This window comes from Vulcanococcus sp. DEBay_Sum29NL08_54 (assembly GCF_017859255.1).
Classification (GTDB): domain Bacteria; phylum Cyanobacteriota; class Cyanobacteriia; order PCC-6307; family Cyanobiaceae; genus Vulcanococcus.
Map to the genome: position 1 here is coordinate 72276 of NZ_JAFMNJ010000007.1, position 18779 is coordinate 91054.

The 18779-nt window shown below is 63.7% G+C and carries 20 protein-coding genes; 8 read left to right on the plus strand and 12 right to left on the minus strand.

From position 1 onward, the window contains the following. Nucleotides 1-50: 50 nt before the first annotated feature. Complete coding sequence (locus QZ186_RS04210; RefSeq protein ID WP_296415941.1) at nucleotides 51-1949, plus strand: chloride channel protein; 1899 nt, start codon at nucleotides 51-53, stop codon at nucleotides 1947-1949. A 31-nt stretch (nucleotides 1950-1980) separates the two neighbouring features. Here the strand turns inward: QZ186_RS04210 and QZ186_RS04215 are convergent, their stop codons facing one another. From QZ186_RS04215 to QZ186_RS04230, 4 genes are all read right to left on the minus strand, one after another. After that, nucleotides 1981-2568, minus strand: a complete 588-nt coding sequence (locus QZ186_RS04215; RefSeq protein ID WP_010316702.1) for an inorganic diphosphatase — start codon at nucleotides 2566-2568, stop codon at nucleotides 1981-1983. A 61-nt stretch (nucleotides 2569-2629) separates the two neighbouring features. Further along, nucleotides 2630-3643 (minus strand): LOG family protein, encoded by a 1014-nt coding sequence (locus QZ186_RS04220; protein WP_296415942.1) that lies wholly within the window; start codon nucleotides 3641-3643, stop codon nucleotides 2630-2632. Between the two features lie 43 nt (nucleotides 3644-3686). Beyond that, complete coding sequence (locus tag QZ186_RS04225; protein ID WP_296415945.1) at nucleotides 3687-5213, minus strand: carboxypeptidase M32; 1527 nt, start codon at nucleotides 5211-5213, stop codon at nucleotides 3687-3689. 39 nt (nucleotides 5214-5252) lie between these two features. Beyond that, complete coding sequence (locus tag QZ186_RS04230) at nucleotides 5253-5654, minus strand: OsmC family protein (RefSeq protein ID WP_296415946.1); 402 nt, start codon at nucleotides 5652-5654, stop codon at nucleotides 5253-5255. A gap of 76 nt (nucleotides 5655-5730) precedes the next feature. On the opposite strand from QZ186_RS04230, the gene QZ186_RS04235 reads away from it, so the two are divergent. After that, a complete protein-coding gene (locus QZ186_RS04235; protein WP_296415947.1) occupies nucleotides 5731-6147 on the plus strand; it encodes a DUF2721 domain-containing protein in 417 nt (138 codons plus the stop codon). Here QZ186_RS04235 and QZ186_RS04240 read toward each other — a convergent pair. Continuing rightward, nucleotides 6118-6528: a thiol-disulfide oxidoreductase DCC family protein gene (locus QZ186_RS04240; protein WP_296415948.1), complete on the minus strand. Its 411-nt coding sequence runs from the start codon at nucleotides 6526-6528 to the stop codon at nucleotides 6118-6120. The genes QZ186_RS04235 and QZ186_RS04240 overlap by 30 nt on opposite strands. A gap of 76 nt (nucleotides 6529-6604) precedes the next feature. On the opposite strand from QZ186_RS04240, the gene QZ186_RS04245 reads away from it, so the two are divergent. The 5 genes from QZ186_RS04245 to asnB are packed head-to-tail and all read left to right on the plus strand — an operon-like array spanning nucleotide 6605 to nucleotide 9758. Beyond that, nucleotides 6605-7060: a secondary thiamine-phosphate synthase enzyme YjbQ gene (locus tag QZ186_RS04245; protein WP_363155230.1), complete on the plus strand. Its 456-nt coding sequence runs from the start codon at nucleotides 6605-6607 to the stop codon at nucleotides 7058-7060. Between the two features lie 3 nt (nucleotides 7061-7063). After that, nucleotides 7064-7333: a hypothetical protein gene (locus tag QZ186_RS04250; protein WP_296415949.1), complete on the plus strand. Its 270-nt coding sequence runs from the start codon at nucleotides 7064-7066 to the stop codon at nucleotides 7331-7333. After that, the gene (locus QZ186_RS04255) at nucleotides 7333-7611 is read left to right on the plus strand and encodes a cupin domain-containing protein (protein WP_247477978.1); all 279 of its coding nucleotides are present in this window, start codon (nucleotides 7333-7335) and stop codon (nucleotides 7609-7611) included. The genes QZ186_RS04250 and QZ186_RS04255 overlap by 1 nt, the downstream gene beginning before the upstream one ends. Nucleotides 7612-7647: 36 nt before the next feature. Then, nucleotides 7648-7932, plus strand: a complete 285-nt coding sequence (locus QZ186_RS04260) for a 4a-hydroxytetrahydrobiopterin dehydratase (RefSeq protein WP_296415950.1) — start codon at nucleotides 7648-7650, stop codon at nucleotides 7930-7932. Nucleotides 7933-7964: 32 nt separating this feature from the next. Then, the gene (gene asnB, locus QZ186_RS04265; RefSeq protein ID WP_296415951.1) at nucleotides 7965-9758 is read left to right on the plus strand and encodes an asparagine synthase (glutamine-hydrolyzing); all 1794 of its coding nucleotides are present in this window, start codon (nucleotides 7965-7967) and stop codon (nucleotides 9756-9758) included. Between the two features lie 9 nt (nucleotides 9759-9767). On the opposite strand, the gene clpB is transcribed toward asnB, so the two are convergent. The 3 genes from clpB to QZ186_RS04280 all read right to left on the minus strand — a co-directional run bounded on the left by clpB (nucleotide 9768) and on the right by QZ186_RS04280 (nucleotide 13290). Beyond that, nucleotides 9768-12386, minus strand: a complete 2619-nt coding sequence (clpB, locus tag QZ186_RS04270) for an ATP-dependent chaperone ClpB (RefSeq protein WP_296415952.1) — start codon at nucleotides 12384-12386, stop codon at nucleotides 9768-9770. A gap of 136 nt (nucleotides 12387-12522) precedes the next feature. After that, nucleotides 12523-12885 carry a hypothetical protein gene (locus tag QZ186_RS04275; RefSeq protein WP_247477994.1) on the minus strand — a complete coding sequence of 121 codons (363 nt, stop codon included), beginning with the start codon at nucleotides 12883-12885 and terminating at the stop codon, nucleotides 12523-12525. Nucleotides 12886-12936: 51 nt separating this feature from the next. Beyond that, nucleotides 12937-13290, minus strand: a complete 354-nt coding sequence (locus QZ186_RS04280) for a hypothetical protein (RefSeq protein WP_247477996.1) — start codon at nucleotides 13288-13290, stop codon at nucleotides 12937-12939. Nucleotides 13291-13334: 44 nt separating this feature from the next. Between QZ186_RS04280 and QZ186_RS04285 the strand changes: the two genes are divergently transcribed. Then, a complete protein-coding gene (locus QZ186_RS04285; protein WP_247477998.1) occupies nucleotides 13335-13565 on the plus strand; it encodes a hypothetical protein in 231 nt (76 codons plus the stop codon). 282 nt (nucleotides 13566-13847) lie between these two features. On the opposite strand, the gene petJ is transcribed toward QZ186_RS04285, so the two are convergent. The 4 genes from petJ to glgB all read right to left on the minus strand — a co-directional run bounded on the left by petJ (nucleotide 13848) and on the right by glgB (nucleotide 18697). After that, nucleotides 13848-14189 (minus strand): cytochrome c6 PetJ, encoded by a 342-nt coding sequence (gene petJ / locus QZ186_RS04290; RefSeq protein ID WP_010316724.1) that lies wholly within the window; start codon nucleotides 14187-14189, stop codon nucleotides 13848-13850. Nucleotides 14190-14283: 94 nt separating this feature from the next. Then, nucleotides 14284-15282: an NAD(P)-dependent oxidoreductase gene (locus QZ186_RS04295; protein ID WP_296415955.1), complete on the minus strand. Its 999-nt coding sequence runs from the start codon at nucleotides 15280-15282 to the stop codon at nucleotides 14284-14286. Further along, nucleotides 15279-16337 carry a uroporphyrinogen decarboxylase gene (gene hemE / locus QZ186_RS04300; protein WP_010316726.1) on the minus strand — a complete coding sequence of 353 codons (1059 nt, stop codon included), beginning with the start codon at nucleotides 16335-16337 and terminating at the stop codon, nucleotides 15279-15281. Before hemE ends, QZ186_RS04295 begins: the two co-directional genes overlap by 4 nt. A gap of 26 nt (nucleotides 16338-16363) precedes the next feature. Continuing rightward, the gene (gene glgB, locus QZ186_RS04305; RefSeq protein ID WP_296415956.1) at nucleotides 16364-18697 is read right to left on the minus strand and encodes a 1,4-alpha-glucan branching protein GlgB; all 2334 of its coding nucleotides are present in this window, start codon (nucleotides 18695-18697) and stop codon (nucleotides 16364-16366) included. Nucleotides 18698-18779 lie beyond the last annotated feature (82 nt).

The window sequence follows — 18779 nt, forward strand, 5'->3', positions numbered from 1 at the left end:
CCCCGCCTGAGCTCGATGAGGCTCGGCCCCTTCCGTTTCAATGGAGCCTGTTGGCCTGGGCGGCCCTCGTTGGCGGTCTGACGGGATTGGCCGTGGTCGGCTTCCACGAGCTGCTCGGCCTGATCAATAACGGTCTGTTTGGCCCGGCCGTGTCCTGGGCCCTGGCCTTGGTGGGACAGACCCAGCCCGAGCCGCCCGTTCTGCCGGTGGATCCCTTGCCGGTCGACAGCGGCACACCGCTGCGGGCGTTGCTGCAGATCGGTCTGGGGGGCGTGGGCTTTTTGCCGGATCCCACGCCGCTTCCTCCCGATCCCACACCAGCGATCACGGGCAGTCTCCCCCTGTGGTTGGCCTCCTGGCCGGTGGTGCTGATGCCCGTGCTCGGGGGATTGGGGGTCGGTCTGCTGCGGCTGTGGTCCAGGGACCTGGGTCCCGGACTGCCCAGCTTGATGGCCATGGCTGACGGCGCGGTTCAGGCCAAGCCCAAGCTGCCCTTTCAGCGTTTGCTGGGCGCTTCGCTGAGCCTGGGCAGCGGCGCGTCCCTTGGTCCTGAGGGGCCCAGCGTGGAGAGCGGCGGCAACATTGGCCTGTGGCTTGGGATGCGCGGCGGACTGCCCCCCGAGTCCCAGAAGGCCTTGGTGGCGGCGGGTGTTGCGGCTGGACTGGCGGCCGGTTTTAAGGCCCCGATCGCCGGTGTCTTTTTTGCCTTTGAGGGCAGCTACAGCACCATCCCCGGCCGTCCCAGTATTCGCGCAGTGCTGGTGGCTGCGGTGGCCTCCGCCCTCGTCACGCAGCTCTGTTTGGGCAGTGACCCGATCTTTCGCCTGCCGGCCTACGAGGTGCGCTCGCCCCTGGAATTGCCCCTTTATCTGGGCTTGGGGCTCTTGGCGAGCGGAGTGTCCTTGGCGCTCCTGCGCCTGCTGGCGGCTGGCCGGAGTCCACGGGTCCAGCGCCTGCTGGGACGCCTGCCGTCTTGGTCCCTGCCTGCCCTGGGGGGCTTGGCCATTGGCTTGATGGCCCTGGGCTTTCCCCAGGTCCTTGGGGTGGGCTACGACACGATCGAGGCGCTGCTCGGCAGTGGGGGCGGCATCGCCCTATTCACCCTGGTGGGTCTGCTGCTGGTGAAGTTGCTGGCTACGGCCTTGAGCAGCGCCACAGGTTTTGTGGGTGGTGGTTTTGCGCCGTCGCTGTTTGCCGGCGCGGTGCTGGGCAACGTCTATGGCCAACTGCTGGGGGATAGCGGTTTTGGCCTGCCGGTGGCGGAACCCCCCGCCTACGCCATGGTCGGGATGGCTGCGGTTCTGGCCGGCAGTGCCCGCGCCCCTTTAACCGCCCTCTTGCTGCTGTTTGAGCTCACGCGTGACATCCGCATCGTCCTGCCGCTGATGGCGGCCGCGGGTCTGAGTGCAGCCTTGGTGGAGCGCTGGCAGGGCCTGGCTGACCCCGGTCTGCTGGGGCCTGATCTGATTGAGGACCAGCGCCGTCATGCCTTGGCGTCCCTGCCGGTGCTCGATGCCTTTGAGCCCGAGGCACCGCTGGTGCTCAATGCTGCGGAGTCGGCCCAGTCAGCGCTGCAGCAACTGCTCTCGGCCCATGGTCACTGCCTGATGGTCGAGCAGGAGAACTGGGTGGTGGGCCTGGTCACCCTGGCTGACCTGCAGCGGGCCCTCACCGGCTTGGGGCCGGCTGTCACCTTGGCGGACTGCCGGCGCTCGGAGCTGCTCTGGCTACCGGCTTCTGCGAACCTCGCCCAGTTGGAAGATCAGTTGCGTCCCAACGGCCTGCGTCAACTGCCGGTCTTTGATCTCGCCCTGCCGGACCTGCCCCATCTCCCCAGCGCCCTCCCTGCCACGGGCCTTCCCGTGAAGGCCCTGCAGGGATTGGCCAGCCGCGACGGCATGGCGCGGGCCGTGGCTCGAGCCCAAGCGTCCGCGGACTCCAAGCCATGAAAAAAGCCCCCGGTTGGGGGCTTGGCTGCGATCAGTTGACCAGCTTGGGCGCGATCACTTCCATGTAGCGGGCCTCGCACTCCTTGACGATCTTGACGGCTTCGGCGGAGTCGAAGAAGCCATTGACGCGGCAGGTGCCGGGCTTCTTGAGGTCCTTGTAGTGCTCCCAGTAGTACTGGGTTTCCTTCAGCCAATGCTCACCGAGTTGGGTGTAGCTGGTGATGTGGTCCATGCGCTTGTCATCGGCCAGCACGGCAATGACCTTGTCGTCGACTTCGCCGCCGTCGTCGAATTTCATGATGCCGATGATGCGGGCTTCCACCAGGGAGCCGGGCACCAGGGGCTCGGTCACACCGACGATCTCGATGTCGAGCGGGTCGCCGTCCTCATCCCAGGTGCGGGGGATGGTGCCGTAGGCGAAGGGGTAGGCCAGGGAGGAATAGCCGACGCGATCGAGCTTCAGGTGACCGGTTTCGGTGATCAGCTCGTACTTGTTGATCGTGTTGCTGTTCAGCTCAACGATGGTGTTCAGCCGCAGTTCCGCTTCATCGGCAAAGGCCGGCAGCACGTGCAGCAGGTTGAGCATCGTGCGGCTTGGGGCGTGGTCGATGTTCGCCATCAGGGCAGCGGGCCTTAAGGATGGGCGGCATCCTACGGAGTTCCCGGAACCGGCCTTTGGCCTAGGCCGCGAGCGCCTCGGAGCTCAGATCTTCGTGATCCTGCTGGGCTTCGCAGGCCTGGATCCAGGACCAGGCTTCTTGCGCTGAGTCGGTGAACCTGACGAGCTCCAGGTGCTCCTCGCGGATCAGCCCGCAGTCCGCCAGGTAGTCGAAATCAATCAGCCGTTGCCAAAACTCCGTTCCAAAGAGGATGACGGGCATCTGACCCTTGATCGCGGTCTGGCGGAGGGTCAGCACTTCAAACAGCTCATCAAGGGTGCCGAAGCCGCCGGGGAAGAGGACTGCAGCGGCCGAGCGTTTGACGAAGTGGAACTTGCGTAGGGCGAAGTAATTGAACTGAAAGCAGAGCTCGGGGCTGATGTATGGGTTGGGCTCTGGTTCCCCCGGGAGCTTGATGCTCAGACCGATCGAGCGTCCACCGGCATCGAAGGCACCGCGGTTGGCCGCTTCCATGATTCCGGGGCCGCCACCGGTGACGATCACATGGTTGTGATGACCGGCCTGTTGGTCCGCCGAGACCAGCCGGCTGAACTCACGGGCCGCGTCGTAGTACCGCGAGAACTCCAGCTGGGTCTGGCTGCGTCTCAACTGCCGTTGCAGTGGGCCGCTGTTGGGGTTACGGGCGAGTTCGGCTTCTGCGGCGGCCAGTCGCCCCTCGGCAGCGGAGCGCTCAATGATGTTCACCCCACCAAAAATGATGATGGTGGACTCAACGCCCTCGGCTTCAAGGATTTGCTGTGGCTTGGTGATTTCCAGCAACATGCGGACGCCGCGCATCTCCGCGCTGGAGAGCAGTCCCTCATCGGCGTGGGCCAGCTGATAGCTGGAGGACTGCAAAATCCGGCTTAGGTTTTCATTGACCAAGCGCTCGTCTTCACTGCGCCTGGTTGCTTCCGCACCGGCAGAGTTGCTGTCTTGGCTGTTAACGCTCTGCCCATGCTGCTGGGGCGAGAGATCGAAACTGGCCTTGCGGGGGAATTGATTTGCCATCTCTTTCCTGTCGCGCAGACCCATCAGAGCGCAACGGTCAGCGTTTGCACACCTTTGTTCCGTTTCTTCACGCGGCGAGTCGTTCGAGCTTCTGCTGCAGGTAGCGGAGGAAGGGGTGATGGCTCAGGGGGGAGCCTGAAACCTGCTCCACCAGTTCCATGGCGTTGACACTGCGCCCCAGGGGGTACACCCGCTGTTTGAGCCAGAGGCCCAGGGCTGCGTCATCGCCCGCTTCTAGTAGCGATTCGATCGGACCGAGCTGCCCTTCGATCGTCTCGCTGATCTGGGCGCTGATCAGGTGTCCCAGGGCATAGGAGGGGAAGTAGCCAAAGAGTCCTTCACTCCAGTGCACGTCCTGCAGGCAGCCCTCTCGGTCGTTGCTCGGCTCGATGCCGAGGAGCTCCTTCATGGCCCGGTTCCAGGCACTGGGCAACTCCTCAACGGGCATCCCCCCCTCCAGCAGTGCGAGCTCGAGCTCGTAGCGCAGCAGCACGTGCAGGCCGTAGCTGACCTCATCGGCCTCCACCCGGGTCAATCCCGGAGCGATCGGATTGAGATCGCGCCAGAACCCCTGGCTGCTCCCCCAGACGTCCTGGCCAAGGGCCTGGGCGAAACGCGGATGCCAGCGGCAGGCCATGGCCTGGCTGCGGGCCAGTCGGTTTTCGTAGAAGAGGCTCTGGCTTTCGTGAACGGCCATGGAGGTGGCTTCCCCCAGGGGCCAGGGGAACCAGTGATCCCCCGTGCGCGGCAGTCCCTGTTCATAGAGGCTGTGCCCCCATTCATGGGCGGTGGCCAGGAAGGCCGAGAAGGGTTGCCCCTCGACGACGCGGGTGGTGATCCGGAAGTCATCCGGCCCCAGGGTGCTGGAGAACGGGTGGGGTGAGCGGGCCCGGCAGCAGCGCTCAGGGTTGTACCCCCACTCCTGCAGCAGTTGATCGCAGAGGCTCTCCTGGGATTGGTCGCTGAGATCCCAGCGCTCAGTGCTGCCCTTGGGGAGCGCCTGGGCTCGCTCAAGCAGCGGCGGCAGCTCGTTGCGCAGGGGAAGCAGCCAGCGGCTGAGCGCCTCTTTGCTGACGTCCGGTTCAAAGGGTTGGGCCAGGATTTCCCAGGGGCTTCGCTCCTGGCCCGAGGCATCCCGTTCGGCCGGAGCCAGTTGGCGTGCCTGCTCGAGCCGCAGATCAATCAGGGATTGGAGGGCCGGGGCAAAGCGGGCGAAGGCGTTGTCGCGCTTGGCCTCCTGCCAAAGGGCGTAGCCCTGGGCCTGGGCCTGGGCCAGTTGCCCCACCAGGGCAGGATCCAGGCGGGACTGCCGCTCCCATTGCTGGCGCAACAGTTGGAGGTTGCGCTGCTGCTCGTGACTGGCCTGGGCTCCTGCTTCGGCCTCGGCATTGGCCAGCAGATCGGCGTATTCCGTTGAGGTCTGCCGCTCGTGCAGCTGCAGCGCCAGCAGGGCCAGCTGCTCGCCGCGCCAGTGGGCCGATCCCGGCGGCATGGCGGTGTTCTGGTCGAAGTAGAGCGTGCTCTGAATCCCTCCGAGCAGTTGGGTGGTGTGCAGGTGATCGCGAAGCTGTGCGTATGCCTGTCCTGCGCTCAAGGGAATGCCCGGCTCTGGGCGCGACCCTAGGCACTGTCCTCAGCTCCAGTGGAGCTCCATCGCCACGGCCCCTTCAAGGCTCAATTTGACCGGGCAGTTTTCAGCGGCTTTGCGCAGGATCTTGCGGGCCTTTTCATCGAGGTGGGCCGGTAGTTCGATCCAGACCTCGAGCTGGGCGATCTTGCGCGGGGCTTCGCTGGTCATGACCTTCTCCACCCGGGCCGTGCATCCCTTGAGATCCCAGTCGTGGCGTTCGGCGACGATGCCCATGATCGTCAGGATGCAGGTGCTCAGAGCTGTCGCCACCAGGTCGGTTGGTGAGAAGCGCTCGCCCTTGCCTTGGTTGTCGGTTGGGGCATCGGTTTCCAGGGCGGAGCCCGATGGCCCGTGCAGCGAGGCACAACGCAGGTCCCCGCTGTAGCTGCTGTTGATTTGGGTCACGGGGCGGTGAGTGGTTGCCGCCAGGTTGGCAGTTTTGTCTCGCCTCGCTTAGGTGGACCTGTCGATGTGGCTGACGATGGATCCCGGAGCTGGCTCACCGATGCTCGGCTTGGCCAAGGCGATTCAGCTCTCAGTGGCCCCAGTGTTTCTGCTGACGGCCATCGCGGGCCTATTGAGTGTGATCAGTAACCGCCTGGCCCGTGTGCTGGACCGGGCCCAGCGGTTGCAGAGCATCCGGGACGAAGCCATGGATCTGGCGTTGTTGAAGCGGCGGATGACCCTGCTCACCCGTGCCAGCGAAGCGGTCACCACAACCGGCGTGCTGGTGGCAGCCGTGGTGGCGGTCACCTTCATCAGTGCGATCGCCGTGATTGACCTGACGGCGATCGTGGTGCCGCTGTTCGTTGTGGCGATGCTCTCGCTGATGGTGGGGCTATTGACCCTGCTGTTGGATACCCGCGTCTCAGCGCGTCTGATCCGCCGTCGCTTCTAAGCGGCAGTTGCAGAGTTGATCCAGGTTCGGGCGTCCCGTGAGGGCGAGGCGCCACTGGGCCCAGAGGCCATAGACCCAGTCCGCCAACGGTCCGATGACGGGCCAGGCCGTCGGGGCGTACAACCAGCCCAGGCCGATCAGGCGATAGGCCTCGCGGAAGACCGCGACATCCTTCAGAACGGTCCCATTCCCCTGGATGGCATGGATGCGCCCCATGGCCTGCCGGTAGCTGATTCCCTGGTGCTGCTCCGGGCTGTAATCGCTGGCGTTGATGTCGACAAAGGCGATCCGCGAGTGCTGATCTCTTTTTCGCAGGAAATTCACCTCCCGCAGACAGAGCGGGCAGCCACCGTCGTAGAGGAGTGTGAGTTCTGTCGTCATCGCCCCAGCCTGAACGATGGCCCTGGCTCTCCGTGGCTGATCGCTTTGACTGGAGCCGGGTTGCGCTGGATCAGTGATGGGCTTGCAGCAGGCGCTCGAGCAATTCGAGTTCAACAGCAGCGGCAAGGGGTTCTTGCGCATCGACCCTGAGCTGAACCGCTGGATTCGCTCCACGGGCCTGCGACAGGGCGTCCTGCATCTGAGTGCTCTCCACACCAGCTGCAGCCTGACCATTAATGAGAACGCCGATCCGCGGGTTCTCGATGACCTAGCGGCCTGGATGGAGGCCGTGGTTCCTCAGGTCGCCCATGGCGCCTTGGATGGCTCTGATTCCCTGCGCCGTTATCGCCATGACGACGAGGGGCCTGACGACATGCCCGCCCACATCCGCTCGGCGCTGACCAGCCAAACCCTCTCCCTGAGCGTTGTGGATGGGGAGTTGCTGCTTGGCATCTGGCAGGCGGTCTACCTCTGGGAGCACCGTTCGAGGCCCCAGTGCAGGCGGGTCGCGGCCCATCTGGTCGGGGAGTGAGTGATGACGCTTTCTCTCGAGGAACTGACCGCGGCGCTGACGCGCCTGCAACAGCGGGTGGAGGCCTTGGAGGCGGAACTGGCATCCCTGCGTGGCCGGGACCTCTCGCCTTCAACCCAGTTGGCGCGGCGCAATGCCGAGCGACTGGCGGAGGAGGTGCGGCGCCGCAGGGAGACCACACCGGAGCCTGAGGAGGACACGGATATTGATCTGCTGATCGATCGCTTGCACGATCTGGCCCTTGAGAATGGCCCCAGTTCTGGCAGCCGTTGATGGCCTCATCAATCACCGTTGTCCATGGGCCTGAGCCTGCCCAGCTCGAGGCGTTGGGGGTGGAGCAGTGGCCGATCTGGAGCTGCGAGATCAGTTCCTTCCCCTGGACCTACGACGAGCAGGAAACCTGCCTGCTGCTGGAGGGCGATGTCACGGTGACTCCCGAGGGCGGTGAACCGGTGCGCTTTGGTGCCGGTGATCTGGTCACCTTTGCGTCCGGTCTCTCCTGCCACTGGGATGTGCATCAGCCTGTACGCAAGCACTACCGCTTCGGTTGAGCCGCGCCAGGCTGAGGGCTGTTGGATGGGTTGCTGATGGCTGCTGTTCCGCTGACTCCGGCTGAGATCGATCAGCTGCCGCAGCAGTTGCCTGGCTGGAGCCTGGTGGATGGAAAGCTCCACCGAGAGTTGGTTTTTGCCGATTTCAACGAGGCCTTTGGCTTCATGAGCCGGGTGGCCCTGATCGCCGAAGCGATGGGCCATCACCCGGAGTGGCGCAACGTCTGGAACCGGGTTGTCGTCGATCTCACCACCCATGACACCGGTGGGCTCTCCAACCTCGATCGGCAGTTGGCGCAGCGGATCAACGCGTTGCTTTGACCGTAGATTCACTCCACTGAGCGGCGCCTCGCATGTGCGGATTGGCAGGCGAACTCACGCGTGGTTCGGCCGAGACCATGCCTCGCGCCCAAGCCGAGCGCATTGCTGAACTCCTGGTCCACCGCGGCCCTGACGACGCCGGGATATGGCAGAGCCCGACCTGCACCCTGATCCACCGCAGGCTCTCGATTCAGGACCTCTCCCCGGCGGGGCACCAGCCGATGCAGTCCCCCTGCGGGCGCTATCGGCTGGTTTTTAACGGCGAGATCTACAACTACAAAACCCTGCGTGCCCAGCTGGAGGCCGAGGGTGAGACCTTTGTCTCCACGGGCGACACCGAGGTGCTCCTGCGGCTGTTGATCCGTGAGGGGGCCTCAGCCTTGCCTCGCCTGCGCGGCATGTTCGCGTTCTGCCTGTTCGACCAGGAGCGCCAGAGCGCCCTGCTGGGCCGGGATCCCTTTGGGATCAAACCGCTCTATCTCTACCGATCGTCAGACCAACGCCTGCTGTTCTCATCGGAGGTGCGGGCGCTGCTGCGCAGCGGATCAATCCCTCGCGAACTCAATGGGGAGGCGCTGCAGCACTACCTGATGTTTGGCTGCGTTCCCCAGCTCGGGACCTTGGTCGAAGGGTTAAACGCTCTGCCGCCCGGCCATCTGGCCCGTTGGGCCAACGGCGCGTTGACGATTGAACGCTTTTGGCAGCCGCGCTTTGGGGAGGAGAAGGGCGACTCCTATGGCGCCTTGGTGGAGCGCACACGAACGGCCGTCAAGGAGAGCGTCGAAGCGCACATGGTCTCCGATGTGCCCGTGGGTCTGTTCCTCTCTGGCGGCCTGGATTCATCGGCGATCCTGGCGGCCTCTGACCAACGGCTGACGACCCTCTCGATCGGTTTTGAAGAGGAGGCTTTCGATGAAAGTGCCCTCGCCGAGCAGGTGGCCCAACGCTTTGGTTCCGACCATCGCCGCCTGTTGTTGCGACGCGACAAGGCCTGGTCCCGTCTGCCGGCGTTCTTTGATGCCCTGGATCAACCCAGCACCGATGGCTTCAACACCTACTGCGTCTCAGCTGAGGCGGCCGATGCCGGATTGAAGGTGGTGATGAGTGGCTTGGGGGGCGATGAACTCTTCGGCGGCTACCCGCTGTTCCAAACCGTTCCGAAGTTGCTGGCGTTGCGTCAACGGCTCGGGCCGGCCGCCTGGGCCGCCTCCCAGCTGATTCGGCCGATCAAGCGTGCCAAGCTCCAGCGCTTCTCGGACTACCTGGCCAGTCCGCCCGGTGTGCCCGCGGCCCACCGCTGCATGCGCACGATTTTTTCAGCCCGCGAGGCCTCCCGTTTGATCAAGCTCTGGGATCTCCCCGCTCCATCAACGCCTCCCCTGCATGAGGGGTTGGAGTCTGCAGCTCTCGCCGATCAGATCGCCTGGCTCGAGACGTCGAGCTACATGGGAGCGATGCTGCTGCGCGATAGCGATGCCCTCTCGATGGCGAGTTCACTGGAGCTTCGGGTGCCGCTGGTCGATGTCGCTCTCTTTGAGGCTCTCGCGCCCATCGCCGCCTCAGAGCGCTTGGCCCAGGGGAAGCAACTGCTGCGGGATGCCTTCCCGGAGGTGACGGCGGTTCTGCAGGACGCCCCCAAGCGTGGGTTTGTGATTCCCTTTGACCAGTGGCTCCGCTCGCCATCGGCTAGTAGCGGTCTTCCTCAACTGGATCTGAAGGCGGCATCGCGGCGGGTTGACCTCAGGCCCTGGGCGCGCCAGTGGGGACTGCTGGTTCTGGCCGATTGGTTGGAGCGCAACATGGGGATTGCGCTCCAACCCGGCTAGTTCGAGGGACTAGACCAACAGCGGCAGCTTGCTGGGGTCCACCTGCTGGAAGCGCAACGTCTCGCCTTCCACGTCGACGGCCACGTCGTGCCCGGCGCTGAACTGCCCCGCGAGGATCCCTTTGGCAATCGGAGTCTCCAGCTCCTTCTGGATCGCGCGTTTCAGAGGGCGGGCGCCGTAGACGGGGTCATAGCCAACTCCGGCGAGCCAGTCGAGGGCATCGGCATTGACCTGCAGCCCGAGCTTCTTGTCCTCTAGGCGCTTGGCCAGCCGCTGGATCTGCAGCTCCACGATCTGCCGCAGTTCCTCCTGCTTGAGGCTGTGGAAGATGATCGACTCATCGAGTCGGTTGAGGAACTCGGGGCGGAAGTGTCCGCGCAGGGCCTCATTGACTCGTGCTTCCATCTCGCTGTGGCGAGCGGGATCACCGGCGAGATCCAGAATCGACTGGCTGCCGATGTTGCTGGTCAGGATCAGGACGGTATTGGTGAAATCCACCGTGCGCCCCTGGCCATCGGTGACGCGACCGTCATCGAGGATCTGCAGCATCACGTTGAAGACGTCGGGGTGCGCCTTCTCCACCTCGTCAAAGAGGATCACGGCGTAGGGCCGGCGGCGAACGGCCTCAGTGAGTTGTCCGCCTTCCTCGTAGCCGACGTAGCCCGGAGGCGCTCCGATCAGACGGCTGACGGTGTGCTTCTCCATGTACTCGGACATGTCGATGCGCACCATCGCCTCTTCGCTGTCGAACAGCTGGGAGGCCAGGGCCTTGGAGAGCTCGGTCTTGCCCACACCGGTGGGGCCGAGGAAGAGGAAGCTGGCGATCGGGCGGTTGGGATCGCTTAAACCAGCGCGGGAGCGTTGGATGGCATCAGCCACGGCGGTCACCGCCTGCTCCTGGCCGATCACCCGGGTGTGCAGTTCATCCTCGAGCTGCAGCAACTTCTGCATCTCGCTTTGCACCAACTTGGCCACAGGAATCCCGGTCCACTTGGCGATCACCTCGGCGATGTCGTCTTCAGTGACCTCCTCACGCAGCAGCGACTTGTCATCGCCCTCGCCCGTGAGTTCCTCTTCTTTGGCGGCAAGCTTCTTGTGCAGACCCGTCAGGGTGCCGTACTCCAGCTCGGCGGCCTTGTTGAGGTCGTAGCTGCGTTTGGCCTGCTCGATCTGCAGCTGCACTTGCTCGATCTCCTCTTTGATTGAGCTGAGCTCATCGATGGAGCCTTTCTCTTTTTGCCACTGGGCATTCAGGGCGCTTTGCTGCTCACTGAGGTCCGCGAGTTCCTTCTCCAGCCGCTCCAGCCGGTCCTTGCTGGCGGCATCGGATTCACGTCCGAGCGAGAGCTTCTCCATCTCCAGCTGCAGGATGCGGCGATCGAGTTCGTCGATCTGCTCCGGCTTGGAGGTGATCTCCATCTTCAGGCGCGCGGCGGATTCATCCACCAGGTCGATGGCCTTATCCGGCAGGAAGCGATCAGCGATGTAACGGCTACTGAGCACTGCTGCGGCCACCAGGGCGTTGTCGGCGATGCGCACGCCGTGGTGCACCTCGTAGCGCTCCTTCAAGCCCCGCAGAATCGAGATGGTGTCTTCAACTGTGGGTTGATCGACAAAGACCTGCTGGAAGCGGCGCTCCAGGGCCGGATCCTTCTCGATGTGCTGACGATGCTCATCAAGGGTGGTGGCCCCGATGCAGCGCAGCTCACCGCGGGCGAGCATCGGCTTGAGCAGGTTGCTGGCATCCATGGCGCCACCGCTGGCACCGGCGCCCACCACGGTGTGGATTTCGTCGATGAACAGCACGATCTGTCCCTCGGAGGCCGTGACCTCCTTGAGCACAGCCTTGAGCCGCTCTTCGAATTCACCGCGGTACTTGGCCCCGGCGATCAGGGCCCCCATGTCCAGGGCAATCAGTTGACGGTTCTGCAGGGCCTGGGGGACGTCTCCATTGACGATCCGTTGGGCGAGCCCTTCGACGATTGCCGTTTTGCCCACGCCGGGTTCACCGATCAGAACGGGGTTGTTCTTGGTGCGGCGGCTGAGGATCTGAATCGTGCGGCGAATCTCCTCGTCGCGACCGATCACCGGATCGAGTTTTCCATCGCGGGCCGCCTGGGTGAGATCGCGGCCGTATTTCTCCAGGGATTCGTAGGTGCCTTCGGGGTTCTGGTCAGTCACTTTCTGGGATCCGCGAATCGCCTGAACGGCCTCTTTGAGCTGGGCGGCATCGCTGCCGGCTTGCTTGAGCAGTTGTTTGCCGCAGCGATCATCACCCGCCAGGGCGAGTAGTAAATGCTCGATGGCGATGTAGCTATCGCCGTAGGACTCCTTGAGTCCATTGGCTTGATCCAGGACGCTGTTGAGTCCTTTGCCGAGATAGACGTTCTCAGGCGGAGAGCTCAAGGAGGGCTGTCCCTCGATGTAGGCCTCGATGGTCTGGCTGAGGGTCCCCACATCCACCCCGGCCTTCTCCAGCACCCGATTGGCTAGACCCTGTTGAGCCAGGAGCGCGGCGAAGAGATGCTCGCTTTCCATCTGCTGCTGCCGGCGCTGCTGCGCGAGCTGCTGCGCTGCAACAACTGAGGCCCAGGCTTTCTCGGTAAACAGTTCGGCGGTGGGATGCATGGCGGTCCTCCCTCAACTGGGTGGTGACCAAACCGTATGGCGATTGTTTGGCTTTGAAGGAGGGGAGAACCGAAGTTGCAGCTTCGGTCCTCCACCCCTCGGGGATGCAGGCCGTCCGCTCCGGACGGTTTTCCGATCAGCGGGGCGAGCCGTTGTAGATGACGTTGCTGACCGTGCGGCCATCGCTTGAGATCTGGATCTCGGTTTCCGTGGTGGCGGGAGTGCCCTGCTGCTGCCAGCCGGGTGCACCGCCGAGGAATTTGAAGCGGAAGCCCTGGCTGTTGTTCTGCGTCAGGCAGCTGCCGCCGCCATCACCGGTGTTGAACATGCAGGCGGCGGGGCGATAGACGCTCAGGCCACCGTTGTTATCCACGGCCCAGTTGCGGGCGGAATTGAGGGCCCGGACGTTGGCGGCGCTCACCTGGGCGAGGGCAGGAAGGCTGCTGAGTACAGCGGTCGTTGCGACCAGCACAGAGGTCTTCACCAGCGACTTGAACATGACCGTTGCTGCGGAATGAGAGGAGTCCTCCTCAGTGTGTCCAGAGTTTCTCTATTGGGCAGCCGGCAGGGTCAAGACACCACTGGTCTGGCTGCAGAGCCTGGTCGGGCAGCCGTCGGCTCCGTAGATCGCATCCGCCGGGGAGAGACAGCCCAGACGGTTTTTCGCCGCAACGGCGCTCGGTGCGATCCGTAGGGGTTGGAGTGCTGGCAGCTCGGGGTTGACCACCAGTCGGCAGCGCTTGGCCTCAAGGATGCGCAGCGCATTCGGCCCAATCGCCGCCGGTGTTCCCCCTCCTTGAATCAGTTCGAGTGGGGCGAAATTAGTGCTGGACTGGGCTTTGACCGTCGTCCCCAGCAGCGTCAGGCTCAGCAGCAGTAGCGGCCAGGCTCTCTCTCTCGCCATCATGGCTGGGTCCAGTGACTCCAGTCTGGTCAAGACACGCCGAGATGCCCGTCGATTCAGCAGAGCAAGAACCCTCCCGGTCTGAATTGGTGCAGCGGTTAGCCCAGGAGTCCTTCACCTTCGACGGCACAGCCCGCGACCCTGAGCGCAATTGCTGGCTTGTGGTGCATCGCCATCAGCACGGCTGCCTGCCGAGTGAATACGACATCCGCGAGGTGGATGAGGCGCTCTATCTCGAGGTGCTTGAGGCCCGGCGTGCTCTGGCTCAGTCCTGACTCCAGTGGCGCTCGGCGGTTTGTTGTGCACTGCCCGTACCGCCGTCAGCTGCATTTCTGAGCGGTGGAATCGCGGCGAGTTTCGAGCGCTTGAGAAAGTCCACGACCGATTGCTCTTGAGTCGTTCTGCTCCTCTCGTGGCCTGTGCGGTTGCCCATGGCGTTGGCTGTTGCGCATCGTTCACCCTCGCGCGCTCAGCCTTGTACGGCAACGGCTCTCGCCTTTAGCAGGCATAAAAAAACCGCCCCCGAAGGGGCGGTTTGGTCTGTGGGGTCTGAGAGATCAGGCCCAGCCGTTCTGGCTCTGGGACTCGACGTAGGCAGCGACGTCAGCGATGTCACCTTCGCTCAGCTTGCCGCCGAAGGCGGGCATGGCGTTCTTGCCATTGGTGACCTGGTACTGGATGGCCTCTTCGTGACCAGCGCTGTAGTTAGCGAGGTAGGACTCGAGGGCCTCTTTCTTGAGGGTGCGCTCGGCGTTCACCACGTTGCCGCCGCCCATGTGGCAAGCAGCGCAGTTCGCGGAGAAGATTTGAGCGCCGTGGTCGGCATCAGCGGCGAAGCTGGGGGAAGCACCCAGCACCAGCGCCAGGCAAAGGGCAATCAGGGAGAGGAGACGGCGCATCTGAGCTCGTGCAACCTGGCCAAATTAAGAGGCCGAAGTGGCCCTCGTCGCGTTTGCTGCAGAGGTTCGCAACATTTGAAACCTCCTGTTGTGATTAGCCCCGGTGTTTCAGCCCGGCGTCCTCGAAGACCGCCTCGAGAGTGGGCGCATGGCTCACCAAGCCAAAGCGCTCCGGAGGGCTGATCGGGTCGTGGACAAAGTGCCGCTGGCGGATCGAGAAACGATCCCAAGCATTCACTTCGATCCGCAGCAGCTTGATCAGGCCTTCAATCAGCCAACCCTGGAGATCCAGGCCAACTGGTGGGTACCAGGCGCGGCGCCAGCGGCAGAGGCGTCTGACGGTTTCATCCACCGTCACCATCGGCTGTCCCAGCACCAAGCGTCGGACGGCACCCTGGCCGACCTCTGGATTGGGCTGATGGGGATGGGTCGCCAGGTGGACGCAAACCCGGGCGATGTCGGCCGCATGGATGAAGTGGAAGCTGGCCTCGGCCCGCAGCCACTTGGCCAGCCAGAGCCAGCGGGCGCCTTCCTTCAGTCCGGCCGTCAGGTAGCTGGTGGGGAATTTGCCGCCGCCGTCCACCCGTCCGCCAAACACAAGTGTCGGGAACACCGCCACGATGCGCTGGGCCAAGGGATGCTGCTCCAGCTGCTCCAGGCACTGGGCTTTGGTTTGGATGTATTCGGTGCCGTAGGGCATCGCCTCCGGCAGCAGCTTCAGGTCCTTGTTGAGGATGCTCGCGGTGGAGAAATAGACCACCTGCTCCAGCACCTCTGGATTGGTGGCCGCCAGCATCTGCTTCACCGCCACCACGTTCACCTGTTGGGCCCGTTCGGGATCGCCCCAGGCGGTGGCGGTATGGATGATGCGGGTGGCCGAGGCGATCTGGGCGCGGTGGGGTTCCACATCGCGTAGGTCGCCCACCAACAGGGTGATGCGCGGATCGTTGGCCGGGACGGCGGTCAGCTTGCTGGGATCGCGAAGCCAGAGCAACAGCTCGGCGTCGCTCTCGCGGTAGAGCAGATCAGCGATGTGCTGGCCAACGCAGCCGCTGGCCCCAGTAATCAGGATCCGTGCGGGGGCCGAACTCAAACCGCAGCTCCGAGGCGGTCCATCACGGACTTGCCGGCTTCGAAGAAGAACTGACCGTTCTCTTCAGGGGTTCCAGGAAGGATGCCGTGACCCAGGTTCAGGATGTGCTTCCGGCCGCGGGCCTTACGCACGCAATCGTCGATGCGATCGCGGATCGCGTCTTGGCTGCCGAAGAGCAGGCCGGGGTCCACGTTGCCCTGAACACCGATGTGCTCGGGCATGCGGGCCAGGCCTTCAGCCATATCCACGGTCCAGTCCAGGGAGACGATGTCCACACCGGTCTTGGCCATCCGCTCAATCACGCCAGCGCTGCCGGAGATGTAGAGGATGAAGGGGGTGTCGGGGTGGGTCTGCTTGACCAGGTCCACCACCTTCTTTTGATAGGGCGCGGCGAAGGTGTCGTAGTCAGCTGGGCTCAGCTGACCGGCCCAGGAGTCGAACATCTGCACCACCTGTGCACCGGAATCGATCTGGTAGCGCAGGTAGTTGGCGATCGACTCGGCGAAGTGATCCAGCAACTTGTGCAGGATCTGGGGTTCGCGGAAGGCCATGGCCTTGATCACCGCGTAGTTCTTGCTGCTCTTGCCCTCAACGACGTAGGCCGCCAGGGTCCAGGGGGCACCGACAAAACCGAGGACGGCAGCCTCGTTGCCCACGCTTTGGCGCAGGCGGCCCAGCACCTCACCCACAAAAGGCATGGTCTCAGCCGGGTTCAGGGGAGTCAGGGCCTCCACCTGGGCCATCGAGCGGATGGGGTCCTGGATTTGGGGGCCCTTGCTCTCGATGATGTCGAAGTCAATGCCCATGCCGGGCAGGGGCGTGAGGATGTCGGAGAAGAGGATGACGCCGTCGGGCTTGAAGGCGTTGAACGGCTGCATCGAGATCTCGTAGGAGAGATCCGGGTTCTCCGAGCGCTCGCGGAAGCTGGGGTATTTGTCGCGCAGGTCGCGGTAGATCTTCATGTACCGGCCGGCCTGGCGCATCATCCAGACCGGAGGACGCTCCACCTGCTCACCACGGGCGGCGCGCAGCAGCAGAGGGGCGTTGGAAGACATGAGGACCAGCGAAGGGGCCTTGGAACCTACCCGAGCAGACCCCCGATTGAGGCCTTCCAGGCGCCGGGTTCCGCCGCATCGTCATGAACTTCAGTCTCGCCGGCAGCCTGGCCCTCCTGGCTGCGCTTCTCATCCCGCTTGAAGACCAGCACCGACAGGGGGGGCAGGCAGAGATCGAGGGAGTTCTCGTAGCTGTGAATGCCCCACTCGTCGGTGAACTTGCCGCCGAGGTTGCCCAGGTTGCTGCCGCCATAACGGGCGGCATCAGTGTTCAACACCTCGGTGTAGAAGCCGCTCAGCGGCACGCCCACCCGGTAGTGCGAGTGGCTTTGCGGGGTGAAGTTCGCCACCACGACCAACCATTGGCCGGTCGTGCTCTCCCGGCGCATGAAGCTGATGACTGAATGACGGTTGTCATTGCAGTCGATCCATTGGAAGCCGTACTCCTCAAAGTCATCCCGCCAGAGAGCTGGTTGTGACTTGTAGAAGACGTTCAGGTCATCCACCAAGCACTGCAGGCCTTGATGGGGCTCGTACTGCAGCAGATCCCACTGCAGGTCACCCCAGACATTCCATTCGGCCCGTTGGCCGAATTCCATCCCCATGAAGATGGTCTTCTTGCCGGGATGGGTCCACATGTAGGCCAGCAGTGCCCGGGTGTTGGCGAACTTCTGCCAGTCGTCCCCAGGCATCTTGTGGAGCAGGTTGCTCTTGCCGTGCACCACCTCGTCGTGGCTCAGGGCGAGCATGAAGTTCTCGGTGTAGGCGTACCAGATCGAGAAGGTGACGTTGTTCTGGTGGAACTGGCGGAACCAGGGGTCGAGCTCGAAGTAATCGAGCATGTCGTGCATCCAGCCCATGTTCCATTTGAGGTTGAACCCCAAACCGCCCATGTCCGTGGGCTTGGTCACCATCGGCCAGGTGGTGGATTCCTCGGCAATCGAGAGGGCCCCAGGGAAGTGCTGGAAGAGCACGTGGTTGGCCTGCTGGAGGAACTGAACCGCTTCGGTGTTCTCCCGCCCGCCGTGCTCATTGGCAATCCACTCGCCATCGGGACGCAGGTAATCCCGGTAGAGCATCGAGGCCACCGCATCGACGCGGATGCCATCGATGTGGAACTGCTCAAACCAATAGATCAGGTTGGCAACAAGGAAGTTGCGGACTTCGTTGCGGCTGTAGTTGAAGATCAGCGTTCCCCATTCCTTGTGCTCACCGATGCGGGGATCAGCGTGCTCATAGAGGTGGGCGCCATCAAAGAAGGCCAGGCCATGGGCATCCTTCGGGAAGTGCCCAGGAACCCAATCGAGAATCACGCCAATGCCTTCGGCGTGGCAGCGATCCACAAAGGCCCGGAATTCATCGGGCCGGCCAAAGCGGCTGGTGGGCGCATACCAACCCGTGACCTGGTAGCCCCAGGATCCATCGAAGGGATGCTCCGAGATCGGCATCAATTCGATGTGGGTGAAGCCCCGTTCCTTCACATAGGGGATCACCCGATCGGCTAGCTCGGGGTAGGTCAGGAGGCGCGCGCCGGGCTTGAGGTCGGCGGCGGGCACGGGCAGGCGTGCTGTGCCATCGGCCTCGATGTAGGGCTGATCGGCGCTGGCATGCATCCAGCTGCCCAGGTGCATCTCATAGACAGAGATCGGCTGGTCGAGGGGATTGCGGCTATCCCGCTCCTGCATCCAGGTGCTGTCCGCCCAGTTGTAACCCTCCAGGGCTTCGACCACGGAGCCGTTATCGGGCCTGACCTCGTGGCGGAAGCCGTAGGGATCAGCTTTTTGGTAGCAGTGCCCCTGCTGGCTGCGGATTTCGTACTTGTAGATCTCGCCGGGCTTGAGCCCCGGGATGAACAGTTCCCAGCAGCCGCCCAGGCGCGACTGCATGGGGTGATGGCGACCATCCCAGCCATTGAAGTTGCCCAGCACGGAGACGCTGCGGGCGTTCGGAGCCCAGAGGCAGAACATCACCCCGGCGACCCCGTCACGGCTCACCACATGGGCACCCATCCGCTGCCAGATGTGGTGATGGTTGCCTTCGGCAAAGAGATGGCGATCGAGATCGCCCATCCACTCGTCGCGGAAGGCCCAGGGGTCATGGGCGACGTGTTCGATGCCGCCGCGCTGAACCCGGACTTGGTAGCCGCTGCCGGGGTTGCTGGGCAGCTCCGCTTCAAACACCCAGGGGTGGTGGGGTGTTCCCATCGGCTGGGGGGCGCCTGCGCCAATCAGTTCAACCCGATCGGCCTCAGGCATCCAGACCCGGACAACCCATTGGCCGTTGTCGAGGGGCTGTGGACCCAGGACAGCATGGGGATGGTCATGGCGGCATTCCGCAAGGCGCTGACCGTCTTCAACCATCCACTCGAGCTGAGCCAGCACAGGACCTCAAGGCAAAGCGTGGCTGGGAGCTTAAGCGGGTTTTTGCCTAAGAAGCTGCAGC

What these genes read in the sequence shown, in the direction of transcription:
- QZ186_RS04240 (WP_296415948.1), bottom strand. Translation starts at nt 6,528, where the DNA reads ATGACGACAGAACTCACACTCCTCTACGACGGTGGCTGCCCGCTCTGT.
- QZ186_RS04275 (WP_247477994.1), bottom strand. Translation starts at nt 12,885, where the DNA reads ATGTTCAAGTCGCTGGTGAAGACCTCTGTGCTGGTCGCAACGACCGCT.
- petJ (WP_010316724.1), bottom strand. Translation starts at nt 14,189, where the DNA reads ATGCGCCGTCTCCTCTCCCTGATTGCCCTTTGCCTGGCGCTGGTGCTG.
- glgB (WP_296415956.1), bottom strand. Translation starts at nt 18,697, where the DNA reads ATGGTTGAAGACGGTCAGCGCCTTGCGGAATGCCGCCATGACCATCCC.
- QZ186_RS04285 (WP_247477998.1), top strand. Translation starts at nt 13,335, where the DNA reads ATGCCCGTCGATTCAGCAGAGCAAGAACCCTCCCGGTCTGAATTGGTG.
- QZ186_RS04280 (WP_247477996.1), bottom strand. Translation starts at nt 13,290, where the DNA reads ATGGCGAGAGAGAGAGCCTGGCCGCTACTGCTGCTGAGCCTGACGCTG.
- QZ186_RS04250 (WP_296415949.1), top strand. Translation starts at nt 7,064, where the DNA reads ATGACGCTTTCTCTCGAGGAACTGACCGCGGCGCTGACGCGCCTGCAA.
- clpB (WP_296415952.1), bottom strand. Translation starts at nt 12,386, where the DNA reads ATGCATCCCACCGCCGAACTGTTTACCGAGAAAGCCTGGGCCTCAGTT.
- QZ186_RS04255 (WP_247477978.1), top strand. Translation starts at nt 7,333, where the DNA reads ATGGCCTCATCAATCACCGTTGTCCATGGGCCTGAGCCTGCCCAGCTC.
- QZ186_RS04245 (WP_363155230.1), top strand. Translation starts at nt 6,605, where the DNA reads ATGGGCTTGCAGCAGGCGCTCGAGCAATTCGAGTTCAACAGCAGCGGC.
- QZ186_RS04260 (WP_296415950.1), top strand. Translation starts at nt 7,648, where the DNA reads ATGGCTGCTGTTCCGCTGACTCCGGCTGAGATCGATCAGCTGCCGCAG.
- asnB (WP_296415951.1), top strand. Translation starts at nt 7,965, where the DNA reads ATGTGCGGATTGGCAGGCGAACTCACGCGTGGTTCGGCCGAGACCATG.
- QZ186_RS04220 (WP_296415942.1), bottom strand. Translation starts at nt 3,643, where the DNA reads ATGGGTCTGCGCGACAGGAAAGAGATGGCAAATCAATTCCCCCGCAAG.
- hemE (WP_010316726.1), bottom strand. Translation starts at nt 16,337, where the DNA reads ATGTCTTCCAACGCCCCTCTGCTGCTGCGCGCCGCCCGTGGTGAGCAG.
- QZ186_RS04215 (WP_010316702.1), bottom strand. Translation starts at nt 2,568, where the DNA reads ATGGCGAACATCGACCACGCCCCAAGCCGCACGATGCTCAACCTGCTG.
- QZ186_RS04235 (WP_296415947.1), top strand. Translation starts at nt 5,731, where the DNA reads ATGGATCCCGGAGCTGGCTCACCGATGCTCGGCTTGGCCAAGGCGATT.